Raw genomic sequence first — 16,210 nt, 5'->3', positions numbered from 1 at the left:
AAGATTCGTCGGCCCCTACTGCAGGACAGCAGCTATTGATTCATTGCCCCTTGATTTCCACATAGCACATTAACCGAGCACGCTTTCCATGCCCCTTTCCCGCCTTTCCTTCCTCGCCGCCATGGCCGCGTGCCTGCTGCCAGCGATGGCCCAAGAACCGGTGATCGCTGGCGACGGCTCGGCAAGGCAGGAAATGCAGCAGATCGTCGACGTACAAAGCGCGCGCGATCCCGACCTGCGCCCCTACCGCACCATGCTCAGGGGGCTGGACGCCTATGCCGATCACCGGCAGCTGGCGCCGGCCGCGCCGCTGCGCTTCATGCTGTTCCCGTCCACGCCAGAGGGCACGCTCGACGACGTGACCCTGCACTTGTCGGCGGACAATCTGTCGATTCCGATTCCCCTGTCTGCCGACGGCACCTTCGTGTTGTCGCGCGACAAGACGGCTTATGACGCCAACGCCGACCTGGTCAGCAACAAGAAACGCGCCTCGCTGCGCTGGCAGCCCGACATCCATACGCCGGGCCTGCCCCCCAATGTGCGCCGCCTGGGCGACTTGCGGCTCGAATGCGAAGTGCGCTGGGCGGTGGAGCAGGACCAGCTCTCCTTCATCATGCGCAACTTTTTCCGCATGGCGGGCGGCCCCTGCCATTCCGCGCTGATCCACGTGCCGTTTCCATCGCGCCACACCCTGGCCTCCGTCGAGGCGCGCTCGGGCGAGCGGTCGATGAGCGTGCGCCTGAAGGAAGACCTGCGCCGCTATGTGCCGCCGCTGCATGACCGCAGCTGGGACGACAACACCTTGCTGATACTGACCTATGCCAGCGAGACCATCGCCAGCGGCAAGAATCCGTCCGCGAATATCCATTAAGATACAAAATTATAAATATTTCCAGAAAGATCTTTATATTTATTTTCAGCAATAAAAAAGTATGCTCTAATACCGCCTCTTAAATGAAAAGCAATGATTTCCGGCGATGCTCGCTGCGCATATCGGATTCAAACGAAGGGAAGCGGTTCACATGGTGATGGAAAAGGCTGGCGGCATGCCGGTGCCGGAAGACGATATCGTCAGGCGGGAAGAACAGACGGGCTTGCGCTCCAGCGCGCGCTATCGTCAGCCAGCACCGGCCAAGCGCGCGCCGCACAGCCTGGCGCGGCTGCAAAAGGACTATCGCCAGTTACAACAGAAAATCGCGGCGCTGGAAGATACATTGAAACGCCAGAGCGCCGATACCTACGGCTTGCAGGCGCTGTACGACCATCTGGTCAATGAAATCAAGCATCACCGCGACATGCTGCACCTGGACAGCTTCGACACCGAGAAGTCGTCGGCCGTCTATACGCAAGCCTGGCGCCGCTTCATGGCCGGCGATGCACTCGGTTTCCAGACGCACCGCCACACCAATTCGCGCAGCCGCCTGCCGCTGTTCTAGCAGCAGGACACCTTACAATTCGGCCAGCGCCTTGACGTGCGCGGCCACGCTGCGGCCCAGCGACGACAGGTTGTAGCCGCCTTCGAGGCAGCTGACGATGCGGCCCTGCGCATACTGTTTGGCCACCGCCATCATCTGTTCCGTCATCCACGTGTAATCGGCTTCGACCAGGCCCATGCCGCCCACGTCGTCTTCGCGGTGGGCGTCGAAACCGGCGGAAATGAACAGCATCTGCGGGCGGTGCCGGTGCAGCGCCGGCAGCCAGTGGTCTTGCACCAGTTGCCGCACCACCTCGCCTTTCGAGCGGGCCGGCACCGGCACGTTGACGCGCGTATCCGTATAGGATTCCACGTCGCTGTACGGATAATACGGATGCTGGAAAAAGCTCACCATCAGGATGCGCGGATCGTGCGCCACCGCTTCGGCCGTGCCATTGCCATGATGCACGTCAAAGTCGACGATGGCCACCCGTTCCAGTCCCCGTACATCCAATGCATGCTTGGCGGCGATGGCGACATTGTTGAACAGGCAAAAACCCATCGGTTCGCCGGGCCGCGCATGGTGGCCGGGCGGGCGGATGGCGCAAAAGGCATTGGCGATCTCGCCATCGATGACGGCGTCGGTGGCCGCCACGGCGGAACCGGCCGCCGCCAGCGCCGCATGGTAGCTGTGTGCATTGAGCAGGGTGTCGCCATCGAGCGGATAATACTCGCCCTCGGCCGGCACATTGTCGCGCACCAGGCCGATCGCCGTGGCGCTGTGATTGCGTTCGATATCGGACAATTGCGCGCGCGCGCCATCGCGGTGCTCGACCAGGTCGCTGATATGCGCCAGTATCAATTGATCGCTGATGGCCTGCAGGCGCGCCGGCGATTCGGGATGCCACTCGCCCATCTCGTGACGGCGGCAATCGGGGTGGGTATAAATAGCTGTACTCATGGCTGTACTCATTGCTGTACTCTTGGTCTCTGTCTTCTCGGACGCCTTCTCGCATAAAATCCTGGCGTGCTTTTACTCTGCATCTGCTCTAATCTACCACGTGCGCGCCGCTGGCGGGCGGCGCGCCAAGCAGGCGCATCGTCATTCACATGATCCAGGCGCAGTCATTGTAATTTAATCAGCCCTTGCCCCATGATGGAAACCGCATGTTTTTGAAAATACACGAGGCCGCGCGCCAGATCGGCGAAGTGCTCGTCGGCAAAGAATTGCAGATCCGCCAGACCCTGGCCTGCGTGCTGGCCGGCGGCCATGTGCTGATCGAAGACGTGCCCGGCGTGGGCAAGACCACCCTGGCGCATGCACTGGCCATCACGCTGGGACTGCAATGGAAGCGCCAGCAATTCACCAGCGACCTGCTGCCCGCCGACGTGGCCGGCATGTCCGTGTATGACCGGGGCAGCGGCAGTTTCGTGTTTCATCCCGGCCCCCTGTTTACCCAAGTGCTGCTGGCCGATGAAATCAACCGCGCCACGCCGAAGACCCAATCGGGCTTGCTGGAAGCGATGGAAGAGCGACAAGTGAGCCAGGATGGCGTCACGCGCAGCTTGCCGCAGCCGTTTTTCGTGATTGCCACGCAAAACTGCGGACACCAGCTGGGCACCTTCCCGCTGCCTGAATCACAGCTGGACCGCTTCCTGATGTGCGTCACCCTCGGTTATCCCGACGCCGCCACCGAGCGCGCCCTGCTGCTGGGCGCCGACCGCCGCAGCATGCTGCAGCAGCTGCCCGCCGTGATGAATGCAGAGGAATTGCTGCAGGCGCAGGCGGCACTGCAAGACATCCACGCCGCGCCTGCCTTGGCCGACTATGTGCTGGCGCTGGTGCACGCCACGCGCCATGGCGGCGTCTTTGTCGATGGTCTGAGCCCGCGTGCCGCGCTGGCCCTGCTGCAGGCGGCGCGCGCCTGGGCAGCGCTGGCGGGCCGCGACCACGTCACGCCCGAAGATGTGCAGGCGATGCTGCTGCCCGTCTGCGCGCACCGGCTGCAGCCGGCGCAAGGGGTGCAAGGCACAGTGCACAGCCGCGCGCTGCTGCAGCAGTTGCTGCTGACCGTGCCCGTCTGAGCGCCATGCGGCCCAGCGGTGGACAATGGCGGCGTTACTTGCCGGTGCGGCCCTGGCTGGGGGCGCACCGCGTGCATATCCGCCCCTCGCGCGCCGGACTGGCGTTTGGCGCGCTGCTGCTGGCGCTGTGGATCGCGGCCGTCAATTTCCAGCTGGGCCTGGGATATGCGCTGACCTGTTTTGCGGCCGCCTGCGCCATCGTCGACATGCTGTTCGCCAGCCGCAACCTGGCAGGCCTGGCGCTGGCCGCCACGCCGGGCCAGGCTGTATTTGCCGGCGACAGCGCTGCATTTGAATTGCGCCTGATCAACCGCAGCAGCCGTTCGCGCCATGCCATCGCCCTCTCTGCTGGCACAGGCGCGCAGCAGCAAGCCGATGTGCCGGCCCACGGCGAAAGCACCACTGTCATTCATTTGGCGACGACGCGGCGCGGCTGGCTGGAAGCGCCGTCCGTGCGCCTGTCCAGCGGTTTTCCGCTGGGCCTGTTTTACGCCTGGTGCTGGTGGCAGCCCGAGGCGCGCGTGCTGGTGCTGCCGCGCCCGGAAAGCCCCTGCCCGCCCTTGCCAGCGAGCATGCGGCAAGCACAGGAACGGCAGGAAGAACTGGCCGGCGTGCGCGCCTACCAGCCCGGCGATCCGCAGCAAAGGCTGGCCTGGCGCCAGATCGCCCGCCACGATGGCGACCATTTGTACAGCAAGCATTTCCAGGATGCGGCGGCCATGCACGGCGCGCTGCTGCTCGACCTGGCCACCCTGCCCGCCACCCTGGAGCCGGAAGCGCGGCTGTCGCGCCTGGCCGCCTGGGTGCTGGCAGCGGAGCGCGCAGGCTTGCCATATGGGCTGCGCCTGGACGGCTTGACCCTGGCGCCCGGCCTGGGGCTACGCCACCAGGAAGCGTGCCTGCGCGCGCTGGCGGAAGCGCCATGATGCGCCCTCTGCCGCGTGAAAAGGCCGACCTCCTGCTGCTGTTGCTGGCCGCCGCGATGGTGCTGGCGCCGCATGCGCTGCACTTGCCGGCCTGGCTGTCGGCGGCCGTTGCCGCACCCCTGCTGTGGCGCGCCGCGATCACCGTGCGCGGCCAGCGCCAGCCGCCGCTGCGGGTCTTGCTGCCGCTGGCGCTGCTGGGCATCGCCGGCATCCACGCCAGTTATGGCACGCTGCTGGGCCGCGATCCCGGCGTGGCCATGCTGGCCTTGCTGCTATCGTTGAAATCGCTGGAAATGCATGGCCGGCGCGATATCTTCGTGTTTGTCTTCCTGAGTTTTTTCCTGCTGCTGGCCGGCTTTTTCCATGCCCAGGGCATCGCTGCCGCCGTCTGGATGCTGGCCACTGTCGCCATGCTGCTGGCGGGCTTGTTGTCGTCCCAGTACGGCGCCGTGCAGGCGCCGCTGTGGCAGCGTTTGCGCTTGCTGGGCCAAATGCTGGCCATCGTCATCCCGCTTTCCGTGCTGCTGTTCTTTGCCGTGCCGCGCATGAGCAGCCCGCTGTGGGGCGCGTCCCATGCCGGCGAACAGGCGCGCACGGGGTTGAGCGACAGCATGTCGCCGGGCGCCATCGCCAGCCTGGCCCTGTCCAGTGAAGCCGTGCTGAAGGCGCGCTTCAGCACCCCGGTGCCGCCGCAGGATCAACTGTACTGGCGCGGCCTGGTGCTCAACGATTACGACGGCAGCAGCTGGACCCGCGGCACGGATCCGGCCGCCGGGGCCACGCCCGGCATCGTGCTCGATGGCGCGCGCACCGACTACGCCGTCACCCTGCAGCCGAGCGGCCAGCGCCGCATCCTGGCGCTTGATTTGCCGCGCTCCATCGAGCGCCTGGCCGGCAATCCTTATCTGGTGTCGGCGGCGCTGGAAGTGTCGACCGTGCGTCCCATCGATGCGCCCGTGCGCTACCGGGCCAGTTCCAGCATGGGCTACCAGCTGCAGGCCACGCTGCCAGCGGCGCAGCAGCAACGCTGGCGGCAACTGCCGGCCGGCTTCAATCCGCGCAGCCTGGCCTGGGCGCGCCAATTACGGGGCAGCGGCGCCACCCAGTTGCCCCCCGAAGCCGCGATTGCGGCCGTGCTGGCGTTCTTCCGGCAAGCGCCCTTCCGCTACACCTTGCAGCCGCCCTTGCTGGGCCGCGATGACGTCGACGATTTCCTGTTCCGCACCCAGGCGGGATTTTGCGAACACTATGCGGGCAGCTTTACGGTGCTGATGCGCGCCATGGGCATTCCCGCCCGCGTGGTCACCGGCTACCAGGGCGGCGAACGCCATGCCGATGGCAGCCTGACCCTGCGCCAGTCCGACGCTCACGCCTGGAGCGAAGTCTGGCTGGCCGGGCGCGGCTGGGTACGGATCGACCCGACCAGCGCGGTGGCGCCGCTGCGCACCGAACGCAATCTCGCTGCAGCGTTGCCGCCTGCCGTGGCAGGCTGGCGCACGCTGATCGGCCTCGATGGCGATAGCGGCGGCACGGTCGATGCCTGGCGCAGCCAGTGGCAACGCGTCGAACAGGGCTGGAAAAGCTGGGTGCTCGATTACACGCCGCAGCGCCAGCGCGATGCCCTCGCTGCAGCCAGGTCGCTCTCGCCCACCACCGTGGCGCTGGCTTGCGGTGTCCTGGCGGCGCTGGCCGCACTGGCCGGATGGCTGGTCCATCGCAGGCACGCTGAATCTGGCGATGCACTCGAGACCCTGTATGCGCAATTTTGCCGCCAGCAGGCGCGCCGCGGCTGCAGCCGTGCGCCGCATGAAGGCCCGCACAGTTATGCTGCGCGACTGGCGACGGTCACGGCGAGGCCCGAAGCGCACGCCGCCATGGCGCGCTTCCTGGCAATCTATGCCGCGATGAAGTATGGTAACGCCAGTCTGGATGAACAAACCCGCGCGCAACACACTTTGCGCCGCCTGCTAACCCAATGCCGATGAGACGCTCCTTGTTACCGATCAAATACGCTCCCCTGTCCCTGTTCCTCTCGCTTCCCCTGCTCCTGTCCAGCGTATGCAGCACTGCCTACGCCGGCGAAAACAGCAATATTTCGGCCTCGGACCGCGCCCAGGCACTGCGCGCAGCCAAGGCCCAAGCGGCCAAAAAGTCCCAGGCAAAAACGGTAGCGCAAAAAGCCCCGGCCAAGTTCGACTTCGAAGGCGATGACGTCAATTACGCCAACTGGCAAGAAGTGCGGGCCTTCCTCGACGACATCGCGGCCAGGGACGGTTTCGACCGGGCCTCGCTCGACGAGCTGATCGGCAAGGTGCGCTACGTCGATACGGCGGTACAGCTGATGAAACCGGCGCCGCCAGGCAAGCCGAAAAACTGGCAAGCCTACAGCGCCCGCTTCATCGAACCGGTGCGCATCAATGCGGGCGTGAAATTCTGGGATGAAAACGCCGAAGCGCTGGCGCGCGCCGAACGCGAGTATGGCGTACCGGCCGAGATCATCGTCGGCATCATCGGCGTGGAAACCGTGTATGGCCGCAATACGGGCCGCTTCCGCGTGCTCGACGCGCTGGCTACCCTGGCGTTTTCGTATCCGGAAAGCCCGAACCGCGCCGCCCGCATGGCATTTTTCAAGGGAGAACTGGAAAACGCGCTGCTGTTTGCGCGCAAGGATGGCATCGATCCGCTGACCTTGCTCGGCTCGTACGCGGGCGCCATCGGCCTGCCCCAGTTCATGCCTAGCAGCATCATGCAATATGCGGTGGACTTCGATGGCGATAGTCACATCGACCTGCGTAATTCGACAGCCGACGCGATCGGCAGCGTGGCCAATTTCCTCATCCAGCACGGCTGGAAACGCGACGATCCGGCCATCATCACCTACCCGGCCACGGTGTCGCCGAGCCGCGCCTGGGAAAAATTCATCGGCCAGGGGCTGGAGGCAAAGTACCGCCTCGATGAGCTGCAGGAGGCCGGTGTCAGCAGCGTGGCGAACCCGCCACAAAACAGGCTTTTCGGCCTGATCGACCTGCAGAATGGCTCCGAAGCAACAGAGTATCGCTTGGCAACCAATAACTTCTTTGCTATAACTCAATACAACAGAAGTTACTTTTATGCCATGTCCGTTATCGACTTGGGCAAGGCGGTTCGCCAAGCGCGCTCGCGCTAACTAAAAGTCGGTGTAAAGTTATAATATTACTTGTAAGAAAGCGTAAGCGATGTTGAAGCCCCCACCGTTCAGGTCTAAGGTAGTGACATTAACATCGTTCTTGCTCTGCTCGCCAGTCATGTGCGCGATGGGAAAATACAGAGTGGTTTTATAATTAACTTTTGTCAAAGTACAATTTTTGATCTATCATAGAGGATAGCAAAGAATAAATAGGCGTTTCAAATCGACAACGTTTATGCCGTACGACGCACGATACGAATACTTTCCTGCAAGAAACTGAATCGTGCTGTACAATTGTGTATATATTATGAAAACTGTATCCCGGATCTACCATGTGTGAAATCGTTCCTTTTAGTAAAGAATGAACATGAACGCAGCAAGAGCGAGCTCCGAGTGTTTTTACTTTGCAGTGCAACTACAGAAGGAACAAATAACATCATGACAAATCAAGTCGGCATTGATATGAACAGCGATTCGGATTCCGATGATCTGCTGCAATACAACCCAAACAGATTGCTCGATACCCTGATCGAAAACCTGCGCCTGAAAAATGACGCAGCCCTGTCCCGCGCGCTGGAAGTAGCGCCACCAGTCATCAGCAAAATTCGCCACCACCGCCTGCCGGTCGGCGCATCGCTGTTGATCCGCATGCACGAAGTCAGCGACCTGAGCATTCGTGACCTGCGTTACCTGATGGGTGACCGTCGCAACAAGTTCCGCATCAGCGACAAGCAATTCAAGCCGAAAGAAGGCGAAACGTCGCAAGGCTGATCCTGCCAGTTGGCAGGTTTTCCCTCCCTCGGTCCGGGGGAGGGGGTATTTCCCCGGCCGTCCTGGCCAAGCAGACTTCCCCGTTTTACCCTCTACTTAAAAACGCTCTGTAAAGCGCGACGCGCAGCAGTTTTAGGCTGGAAACACGCCGGTAGACAGATAACGATCTCCGCGGTCGCAGACCACGAACACGATCGTCGCGTTTTCCACCGTCTGCGAAATGCGCAGCGCGATCTCGCATGCACCGGCTGCCGAGATACCGCAAAACAAGCCCTCTTCCGCCGCCAGGCTGCGCGCCATGCGTTCGGCCACGCCCTGGCTCACGTATTCGATCTGGTCCACGCGCGCCTTGTCGTAGATTTTCGGCAAATACGCTTCCGGCCATTTGCGGATGCCGGGAATTTGCGAACCTTCCTCGGGCTGGGCGCCGATGATCTGGATGGCCGGGTTTTGTTCTTTCAGGTAGCGCGACACGCCCATGATGGTGCCCGTGGTGCCCATGGCGCTGACGAAATGCGTCACCCGACCTTCCGTATCGCGCCAGATTTCCGGCCCCGTGGTTTCATAGTGGGCGCGCGAATTGTCTTCATTGGCGAACTGGTCGAGGATCACGCCGCGGCCGTCCTTTTGCATCTGTTCGGCCAGGTCGCGTGCATATTCCATGCCGCCCGTCTTGGGCGTGAGCAAGATGTCGGCGCCATAGGCAGCCATGCTCTGGCGCCTTTCCACGCTCAGGTTATCTGGCATCAGCAGCAGCATTTTATAGCCGCGCAGGGCCGCGGCCATGGCCAGCGCGATGCCGGTATTGCCGCTGGTCGCTTCGATCAGGGTATCGCCTGGCTTGATGACACCGCGCTCTTCAGCACGCTTGAGCATGGACATGGCGGCGCGGTCCTTCACGGAGCCGGCTGGATTATTGCCTTCCAGCTTGCCGAGAATGACGTTGTTGCGCGCAATTGCATCGGCCCCGGGCAGGCGCGTCAGTTGCACCAGCGGGGTATTGCCTATCGTATCTTCAAGTGTCTTGTAAGCCATCGTATCGTCGAGTCTGTCTGAGTAAGTGCAAATAAGTGCAACAAAGGCCCATTCTAATATGAGATGCCAGCCCGTGTACGGCTAATCAGGGGGCGCGGCGGCGGCGCCAGCAGGCAAGGCGGCCACGCTGCAAGCCGCCCGAGCCCCCATTTTTTGCTGTTTTACGGGCAGCGGCGAGTACAATCGACACACGGCGCGCGCGCATGCGCTAGACTCGCCAGATTAGTTATTTTAGTTATTTGCTTATTCGCTCAACGGACTTGCCATGGCCAGCACCACCCCTGAATTCCTTCCCGAGATCACGCCGGACGACGCCGTCCCCACCCGCGCCGCCGAACTGGCCAACCGCCGCCACCAGATCTGGCCGATTTTCAGCGCCGCCGAACTGCGCCGCCTGGAACGCTTCGGCCACCGCGCCTGCTATGCCGATGGCAGCAGCATGTTCAAGGCCGGCAGCAGCGACTTCGGCATGCTCGTCATCCTGTCGGGCAAGGTGGCCATCAGCCGCCATGAGGGCCTGGGCAAGACCTCGCCGATGAGCGAATTGACGCCGGGCCAGTTCGTCGCCGAAGTGGCGCAACTGTCGGGCCGGCCGGCGCTCGTCAACGGCCATGCCGTGGGCGACGTGGAAGTGCTGATCATCAGTTCGGAATCACTGCGCGCGCTGGTGGTGGCTGAAGCGGAACTGGGCGAGCGCATCGTGCGCGCCCTGATACTGCGCCGGGTCGGCTTGATCGAAGTCAATTCGGGTGGCCCGGTGCTGGTGGGGCCGCGTGGCAATGGCAACCTGTTCCACATGCAAAGTTTCTTGTCGAGCAATGGCCATCCGCACACGGTACTCGATCCGGCCCAGGATGCAGCCGCCGCTGCGCTGGTCGAACGCTACCAGGGTACGCCGCCGGAATGGCCGCTGGTGGTGTGCCCCGACGGCAATGTGATGAAAAATCCCACGCACGCGGAACTGGGGCGCTGCCTGGGCATGCTGCCCGATTTATCGGGCGACCGCATCTTCGACGTGCTGGTGGTGGGCGCCGGACCATCGGGCCTGGCCACGGCCGTGTATGCAGCGTCGGAAGGCTTGTCCGTGCTGGCGCTGGAACAGCGGGCGTATGGCGGCCAGGCCGGCGCCAGTGCCCGCATCGAAAATTACCTGGGCTTTCCGACCGGTATTTCCGGCCGCGCCCTGGCGGGCCGCGCCTTTGTGCAGGCGCAGAAATTCGGCGTCGAGATCGCCACCCCGGCCAGCGCCGCCAAGCTGCAATGCGACAGCTGGCCATTGCGCCTGACCCTGACCGATGGCACCACGGTGCGCGCCCGCACGGTAGTGCTGTCGTGCGGCGCGCGCTACCGCCGCCCTTCGCTGGCCAACCTGAAAACCTATGAAGGACGGGGCGTGTATTACTGGGCGTCGCCGATCGAGGCCAAGCTGTGCAAGCAGGAAGAAATCGTCTTGGTGGGCGGTGGCAACTCGGCCGGCCAGGCGGCCGTATTTCTGTCCGGCCACGCCAGCAAGGTGCATGTGGTGATCCGCGGTCCCAGCCTGGCGTCGAGCATGTCGAGCTACCTGATCGAGCGCATCGCCGCCACGGCCAACATCAGCGTGCACGCACACACGGAAATCATTGCGCTCGAAGGCGATGACGACGGCTTGACGAGCGTGCGCTGGCGCAACAACCAGACGGGCCAGGAAGACGATTACGCCGTGCGCCGCGTGTTCCTGTTCGTCGGCGCCGATCCGAACACGGACTGGCTGCACGGCTGCGCCGTGGCCGTCGATGAACAGGGCTTTATCCGCACGGGCTTTGACGTGACGCGTGAAGAATGCCGCGCCCGCATCCGCGCCGGCGACACCCGCGACGACAACTTGCCGGAACGGGCCGCGCTGGAAACGAGCGTGCCGGGCGTCTTCGCGATTGGCGACGTGCGCGCCGGTTCGACCAAGCGCGTGGCCGCCGCCGTGGGCGAGGGAGCAGCCGTGGTGTCCCAGATCCACGGCTTCCTGGCCAAGCTCCCTGCCGGTACCGCCTGAGCGCTTAACGCAAGGGCGTGGGATAGGTGGCGACGCTGACGTTGCCATCCTTGTCGATCGCCTGGACGCCAAAGAAATAGTTATCTTTCGATAGCTTGATCTTCGCTTGCGTGACATTGCCCACGTCTTGCGCGCCTTGCCACTGGTCGGCCGTGGTGGCGCGCCAGACGACGCGGTAGCCGGCCAGGTCCGGCTCCGTGTTCGGCTGCCAGACCAATGAAGTGTCGTTTTCCAGCTGGGCCGTGCGCACTTGCACGCCGCTCGGGGCCGCTGGCGCCAGGGCCAGCGAGGCCAGCGCCGCCGCATTCACGCGCGCCACCTTGGCGACGTAGTCATAATCGACGAATTGCGGCAAATCGCCATACTGCTTGCCATTTTCCACGCGCACGTTCTGGTGCTGGTGCGAAAAATCCTCGTGCGGTTCCGTGAAACGCAGCGCCGCATACCCCTGCGCCAGGAACGGCATATGGTCGCCGCCGCGCAGGTAGCGGTCGGCGCGCTGGATCACATTGACCTGGAAACCGGGCACATAACGCTCGCCCACCTGCTTCACGTGGCGCGCCAGCTGGCGCGAGATGGAATCGTTTTCGCCGCCCGTCGCCACCAGGCCGCGCACGCCATCGCTCATTTCTTTTACTGCAGGAATGCCTTCGGCAAACAGCCGCACCTGGCCGCCATCGACCGTGCCGTCGTCGGCGCGCGAACTGCCGATGATGTCATTGTTGAGCATGCCGGCGATATTGAGTTTTTTCAGCTTCGCCTGTTCCGCCCAGTGGCCGGAACCGAGCAAGCCCTGCTCTTCAGCGGCCACCGTCATGAAGACCAGGGTGGCGTCGAATTTGTGCTGCGCCATCACGCAGGCCATTTCGATCACGGCAGCCGTGCCCGAGGCGTCGTCATTGGCGCCCGGCGCATCGCTGCTGGCGTCCATCACGTCGGTGGCGCGCGAGTCATAGTGGCCACTCACTACATAGATGCGTTCGGCCGATTGCGGCTGGCTGCCCGGCAAGGTCGCCACCACGTTGACGATTTCCGTGGGCCGGGAAATACGCTTCGAGACCGGCGCGATATGGATGTCGAAGGCGACCTGCAGGCGGCCGCCTGCCTGCGCGCCGCAGCGCTCGAGTTCAGCCTTGATCCAGCGCCGCGCAGCGCCGATGCCGCGCGTATCGGACTCGGTATCGGACATGGTGTGGCGCGTCTGGAAACCGACCAGCTTGCGCACATGCGCTTCGATGCGCTGCGGCGAAATACCGGCCACGATCTGCGCGATTTCCGGCTGCAGCGTGTCCGCCGCTGGCGCCGCCGCCACACCGGCCGACAACAAGGCCGCCGTGATTCCTGTCAACATACGTAACATGCAATGTTCTCCTGATTGTTATTAGCGGGACATTCTCGCACTTTCAGCAAGCAGCGCGTGATCGATGCAGTCCGAATACGCCTTTTTGATGCTATGAAGCAACGAATAACGGGAATCGAATAGTAAAAGCGTAAACTTGAAAATCTTATCAATATTAAATTTCTGTTGTTTCCAAGATATTTCACATATTCTTTTATCAAACGCTGCTATAATCTGACCAAGAAGACATAACAGTTATCATAAAAACACCAAACAAACAGAATCCGATTCGCTCACCGCATACAGTGCCGAATCATGCCGTTGGCCAAAAAGCTCGCCGACAGTCTGTTACCCAACCTGTCCATACTGGAGCTTTTCATGCGTAAATCTATTCTGCTGGCATTGGCCGCAACGGCACTTTTCAGCGCTTCGGCTGCTCAAGCCGACAGCGTCAACCTCGTCAAGAACGGCGATTTCGAACAAACCACCAACGGCACCTCGAAGCAATTGTCGCAAAACGGCGACACGCGCACCGACCGCACGCAACTGACCGACTGGTCGACCCAGGGCTACAACTTCGTGTTTGGCCCCAACACGGCCGACACCACGGGCTCGAACGGCCTGACCTTGTGGGGTCCGAATTCCTACAACGGCAATGGCCCGAAAAACGGCTTGACCAATAGCCCGACGGGCGGCAATTTCGTTGCTGCCGACTGGGATTACTTTCCTGCGCCTATCACGCAGCAAATCAATGGCCTGGTCGCCGGTCAATCCTATACCCTGAGCTTCTCGTACGCAGCAGCCCAGCAAGTAGGCTTCACAGGCGCAAACCCGATCAATTACTGGGATGTCTCGCTGGGCAATCAATCGCAGCAAACCAGCGTCCTGAGCAACGCCAGCAAGGGCTTCACGGGTTGGAACCAGGCCAGCATGACCTTCACGGCCAACAGCAGCAGCGAAGTGCTGTCGTTCATGGCCAAGGGCGGCCCGACGGGCGCGCCACCATTCATGCTGCTCGACGGCGTGTCGCTGGTATCGGCCGTGCCGGAACCATCGACCTGGGGCATGCTGCTCGGCGGCCTGGGCTTGCTGGGCTTCATGGCGCGCCGTCGCCGTCATAACGCAGCCTGATCAACCTGTGACACCCATCGGATCCGGACCGGCTTAGCCCGTCCGGATTTTTTACATTTACCGTCCCTGCCCCTGCCATGAGCTTGCTGCAATCGATACAACAACACCTGCCCGGCCTGGCCGTGGAAGTGCTGCGCCTGGGCCTGTGGCTGGTGGCGCTGACCTTGTTATTTGTGCCGCTGGAACGCTTTTTCGGCCAGCGCCATGCTGGCCGCTCGAAAACAGAACTGCTCAGCGACCTGGGCTTTTATTTCCTCAGCAGCCTGCTGCCGGCCGTCCTGCTGGCCGCGCCCCTGGCGCTGGTGGCGGTGGCCGGGCAACGGCTGCTGCCCGAGGCCATCCCCGCCACCCTGGGCGACCTGCCGCTGTGGGCCAAACTGCTGCTAGGCTTGCTGATCGGCGAAGTCGGCACTTACTGGGGCCATAGGCTCAGCCATGAAATCCCGTGGCTGTGGCGCTACCACGCCGTGCATCACAGCACCGAACACATGTATTTCCTGGCCAATACCCGCACCCATCCGGTGGACATGGTGGTCACGCGCCTGTTCGGTTTGACGCCTTTATATCTGCTGGGCCTGGCCGGCCCTGGCGCCACCGGCAGCGCGGCGCCCGTGCTGCTGTTGCTGGTCGGCACAGTGTGGGGCTTCTTTATCCACGCCAACCTGCGCTGGCGTTTCGGCCCGCTGGAATGGCTGGTGGCCACGCCCGCCTTCCATCACTGGCATCACAGCAAGTACGACCATATCAACCGCAACTATGCGTCGACCCTGCCGGTGCTGGACCGCGTGTTCGGCACCCACCATTTGCCGCGCGAGTGGCCCAGCGCCTGCGGTATCGAAGCGCCCATGCCCGTCAGCCTGGCTGGCCAGTTGCTGGCGCCCTGGCGCCCCGCGCCTGCCACAGCCCCAGCAGCAAACAAGCCAGGGTCAGCAGACTGAGCACCAGCAGCAGCCAGAAGGCGGCTTGAAAACCCGATAAAAAGGCGGTCTTGCCGCCTGCCGCCTGGAATACGACGGTAGCGATCGTCAATCCCAACGCCGCCCCCACATTGTGCAAGGTCCAGGCGGCGCCCATGGCCACGCCCGCCAGCTGCGGCGGCACGGACGCCAGCGCCGCCACCGTGGCCGGCCCCAGGATGCAACCCCAGCCGATGCCCAGGCAGGCCAGCGCCACCATCACCCAGGTCCAGCTGCTATCCTGCACAAAAACGGTTTGCATGGCAGCCGACAACGCCAGGAACACGAAACCTGTCGCCAGCAGCGGCGCCGCGCCAAACCGGTCGGCGGCGCGGCCCGCCTGCGGCGACACCAGCGCCATCACGGCCGTGATCGGCAACAGCAGCCAGCCGATCTGGCTGCTGCCCTGTCCGCGCACCTCGCCCAGATACAGGGGCAGCAAGAAGAAGGCGGCGCAATAAAAGAAGGCCAGTGAAAAGTTTGCCAGGCTGGCCAGCAAAAAGCGGCCATTGACGAATAATGCCATTTGCAGCAAGGGCGCGGCCACCGTGCGCTCCACCTGCACAAAGGCCAGCAGCAGGGCCAGCCCCATGCCGGCCGCACCCACGGTGGCGGCCGAGGTCCAGCCCCATGACTGGCCCTGGCCGATGGCCAGCAGCAGGCAGGGCAAGGCCAGGGCCAGCAAGATAAAACCGGCCACGTCGAAGCGCTGCCGCTCCTCTTCGCCGCGCGACTCCAGCACCCGGCCCAGGCACAGCATGAAGGCGATGACGATCAGGGGCACGTTGAGCAGGAACACGGAGCGCCAGCCCAGGCTGGCCACCAGCAAGCCGCCCGCCACCGGGCCGATGGCCAGGCCCAGGCCATTGGCGGCAAACAGCATGCCCAATGCCCGGCCCCGTTCACTTTCCGGGAACGCATGGGCGACGATGGCCGCCGAAGTGGTGTACAAGGCCGCGCACGCCACGCCCTGCACCAGGCGCCAGGCGACGAGGATGGCAATCGACGGCGCCAGGCCCGCGCCCAGGGAGGCCAGGCCAAACACCAGCATGCCCAGGTACAGCAAACGGCGCCGCCCCAGCAAATCGGCCAGGCGGCCGGCCGCCACCATGCAGGCGGACAAGGCCATCACGAAGACGGTGACCACCCATTGCACCTGCTCTACGCTGGCAGCCAGATCCGCCTGGATGGCCGGGATGGCAGTGTTGACGATAGTAAAGTCGATACAGCCCAGAAAGCTGGCGATGGCAATGCCGGCCAGGGCCAGCCAGCGGCGGCGGCTGTCAATATGGTCGTTCATGGCTACTCCGAATTTCTCAATGATCAGACATTTGATTCTATCTGCGACTGGAAAGCGT

At 63.2% G+C, this 16,210-nt stretch carries 14 protein-coding genes; 10 read left to right on the top strand and 4 right to left on the bottom strand.

What is annotated here, in order from left to right; all coding sequences use genetic code 11:
• The first annotated feature begins 88 nt into the window (after positions 1-88).
• Both ACL9RI_RS22975 and ACL9RI_RS22970 read left to right on the top strand, forming a co-directional pair.
• Positions 89-871 carry a hypothetical protein gene (locus ACL9RI_RS22975; protein ID WP_422728801.1) on the top strand — a complete coding sequence of 261 codons (783 nt, stop codon included), beginning with the start codon at positions 89-91 and terminating at the stop codon, positions 869-871.
• A 151-nt stretch (positions 872-1,022) separates the two neighbouring features.
• Positions 1,023-1,436, top strand: a complete 414-nt coding sequence (locus tag ACL9RI_RS22970) for a hypothetical protein (protein ID WP_422728800.1) — start codon at positions 1,023-1,025, stop codon at positions 1,434-1,436.
• Positions 1,437-1,448: 12 nt separating this feature from the next.
• Here the strand turns inward: ACL9RI_RS22970 and ACL9RI_RS22965 are convergent, their stop codons facing one another.
• Positions 1,449-2,375 carry a histone deacetylase family protein gene (locus tag ACL9RI_RS22965; RefSeq protein ID WP_422728799.1) on the bottom strand — a complete coding sequence of 309 codons (927 nt, stop codon included), beginning with the start codon at positions 2,373-2,375 and terminating at the stop codon, positions 1,449-1,451.
• A 206-nt stretch (positions 2,376-2,581) separates the two neighbouring features.
• Between ACL9RI_RS22965 and ACL9RI_RS22960 the strand changes: the two genes are divergently transcribed.
• The 5 genes from ACL9RI_RS22960 (at position 2,582) to ACL9RI_RS22940 (ending at position 8,362) form a co-directional block, all read left to right on the top strand.
• A complete protein-coding gene (locus ACL9RI_RS22960; RefSeq protein WP_422728798.1) occupies positions 2,582-3,499 on the top strand; it encodes an AAA family ATPase in 918 nt (305 codons plus the stop codon).
• Between the two features lie 5 nt (positions 3,500-3,504).
• Positions 3,505-4,425 (top strand): DUF58 domain-containing protein, encoded by a 921-nt coding sequence (locus ACL9RI_RS22955; protein WP_422728797.1) that lies wholly within the window; start codon positions 3,505-3,507, stop codon positions 4,423-4,425.
• A complete protein-coding gene (locus ACL9RI_RS22950) occupies positions 4,422-6,410 on the top strand; it encodes a transglutaminase TgpA family protein (RefSeq protein WP_422728796.1) in 1,989 nt (662 codons plus the stop codon). Before ACL9RI_RS22955 ends, ACL9RI_RS22950 begins: the two co-directional genes overlap by 4 nt.
• A gap of 8 nt (positions 6,411-6,418) precedes the next feature.
• Positions 6,419-7,591 (top strand): lytic murein transglycosylase B, encoded by a 1,173-nt coding sequence (gene mltB, locus ACL9RI_RS22945; protein ID WP_422728795.1) that lies wholly within the window; start codon positions 6,419-6,421, stop codon positions 7,589-7,591.
• A gap of 462 nt (positions 7,592-8,053) precedes the next feature.
• A complete protein-coding gene (locus tag ACL9RI_RS22940; RefSeq protein WP_043461079.1) occupies positions 8,054-8,362 on the top strand; it encodes a hypothetical protein in 309 nt (102 codons plus the stop codon).
• A 132-nt stretch (positions 8,363-8,494) separates the two neighbouring features.
• Here the strand turns inward: ACL9RI_RS22940 and cysM are convergent, their stop codons facing one another.
• Positions 8,495-9,397: a cysteine synthase CysM gene (cysM, locus tag ACL9RI_RS22935; protein WP_422728794.1), complete on the bottom strand. Its 903-nt coding sequence runs from the start codon at positions 9,395-9,397 to the stop codon at positions 8,495-8,497.
• Between the two features lie 265 nt (positions 9,398-9,662).
• Between cysM and ACL9RI_RS22930 the strand changes: the two genes are divergently transcribed.
• Positions 9,663-11,426 (top strand): FAD-dependent oxidoreductase, encoded by a 1,764-nt coding sequence (locus tag ACL9RI_RS22930; protein ID WP_422728793.1) that lies wholly within the window; start codon positions 9,663-9,665, stop codon positions 11,424-11,426.
• Positions 11,427-11,430: 4 nt separating this feature from the next.
• Here the strand turns inward: ACL9RI_RS22930 and ACL9RI_RS22925 are convergent, their stop codons facing one another.
• Positions 11,431-12,786, bottom strand: coding sequence for a M20/M25/M40 family metallo-hydrolase (locus ACL9RI_RS22925; RefSeq protein WP_422728792.1), 1,356 nt, complete (start codon positions 12,784-12,786; stop codon positions 11,431-11,433).
• Positions 12,787-13,143: 357 nt separating this feature from the next.
• Here ACL9RI_RS22925 and ACL9RI_RS22920 point away from each other — a divergent pair, with 357 nt between their 5' ends.
• Together ACL9RI_RS22920 and ACL9RI_RS22915 are read left to right on the top strand one after the other, a co-directional pair.
• Entirely contained in the window at positions 13,144-13,896 is a 753-nt protein-coding gene (locus ACL9RI_RS22920) for an FxDxF family PEP-CTERM protein (protein ID WP_422728791.1), read from the top strand.
• Positions 13,897-13,973: 77 nt separating this feature from the next.
• Positions 13,974-14,834: a sterol desaturase family protein gene (locus ACL9RI_RS22915; protein WP_422728790.1), complete on the top strand. Its 861-nt coding sequence runs from the start codon at positions 13,974-13,976 to the stop codon at positions 14,832-14,834.
• Here the strand turns inward: ACL9RI_RS22915 and ACL9RI_RS22910 are convergent.
• Positions 14,749-16,152 carry a DHA2 family efflux MFS transporter permease subunit gene (locus ACL9RI_RS22910; RefSeq protein ID WP_422728789.1) on the bottom strand — a complete coding sequence of 468 codons (1,404 nt, stop codon included), beginning with the start codon at positions 16,150-16,152 and terminating at the stop codon, positions 14,749-14,751. The genes ACL9RI_RS22915 and ACL9RI_RS22910 overlap by 86 nt on opposite strands.
• Between the last annotated feature and the right edge of the window lie 58 nt (positions 16,153-16,210).

Source organism: Janthinobacterium sp. Mn2066, assembly GCF_049319705.1.
Lineage (GTDB): Bacteria > Pseudomonadota > Gammaproteobacteria > Burkholderiales > Burkholderiaceae_D > Janthinobacterium.
Note: the sequence above shows the minus strand (reverse complement) of the source record. Positions and strands in the feature narration are given on the sequence as shown.

Bases quoted from the DNA above. Each gene is read 5' to 3' on its own strand.
- ACL9RI_RS22975 (WP_422728801.1), top strand. From the start codon at position 89: ATGCCCCTTTCCCGCCTTTCCTTCCTCGCCGCCATGGCCGCGTGCCTG.
- ACL9RI_RS22970 (WP_422728800.1), top strand. From the start codon at position 1,023: ATGGTGATGGAAAAGGCTGGCGGCATGCCGGTGCCGGAAGACGATATC.
- ACL9RI_RS22965 (WP_422728799.1), bottom strand. From the start codon at position 2,375: ATGAGTACAGCTATTTATACCCACCCCGATTGCCGCCGTCACGAGATG.
- ACL9RI_RS22960 (WP_422728798.1), top strand. From the start codon at position 2,582: ATGTTTTTGAAAATACACGAGGCCGCGCGCCAGATCGGCGAAGTGCTC.
- ACL9RI_RS22955 (WP_422728797.1), top strand. From the start codon at position 3,505: ATGCGGCCCAGCGGTGGACAATGGCGGCGTTACTTGCCGGTGCGGCCC.
- ACL9RI_RS22950 (WP_422728796.1), top strand. From the start codon at position 4,422: ATGATGCGCCCTCTGCCGCGTGAAAAGGCCGACCTCCTGCTGCTGTTG.
- ACL9RI_RS22940 (WP_043461079.1), top strand. From the start codon at position 8,054: ATGAACAGCGATTCGGATTCCGATGATCTGCTGCAATACAACCCAAAC.
- cysM (WP_422728794.1), bottom strand. From the start codon at position 9,397: ATGGCTTACAAGACACTTGAAGATACGATAGGCAATACCCCGCTGGTG.
- ACL9RI_RS22930 (WP_422728793.1), top strand. From the start codon at position 9,663: ATGGCCAGCACCACCCCTGAATTCCTTCCCGAGATCACGCCGGACGAC.
- ACL9RI_RS22925 (WP_422728792.1), bottom strand. From the start codon at position 12,786: ATGTTACGTATGTTGACAGGAATCACGGCGGCCTTGTTGTCGGCCGGT.
- ACL9RI_RS22920 (WP_422728791.1), top strand. From the start codon at position 13,144: ATGCGTAAATCTATTCTGCTGGCATTGGCCGCAACGGCACTTTTCAGC.
- ACL9RI_RS22915 (WP_422728790.1), top strand. From the start codon at position 13,974: ATGAGCTTGCTGCAATCGATACAACAACACCTGCCCGGCCTGGCCGTG.
- ACL9RI_RS22910 (WP_422728789.1), bottom strand. From the start codon at position 16,152: ATGAACGACCATATTGACAGCCGCCGCCGCTGGCTGGCCCTGGCCGGC.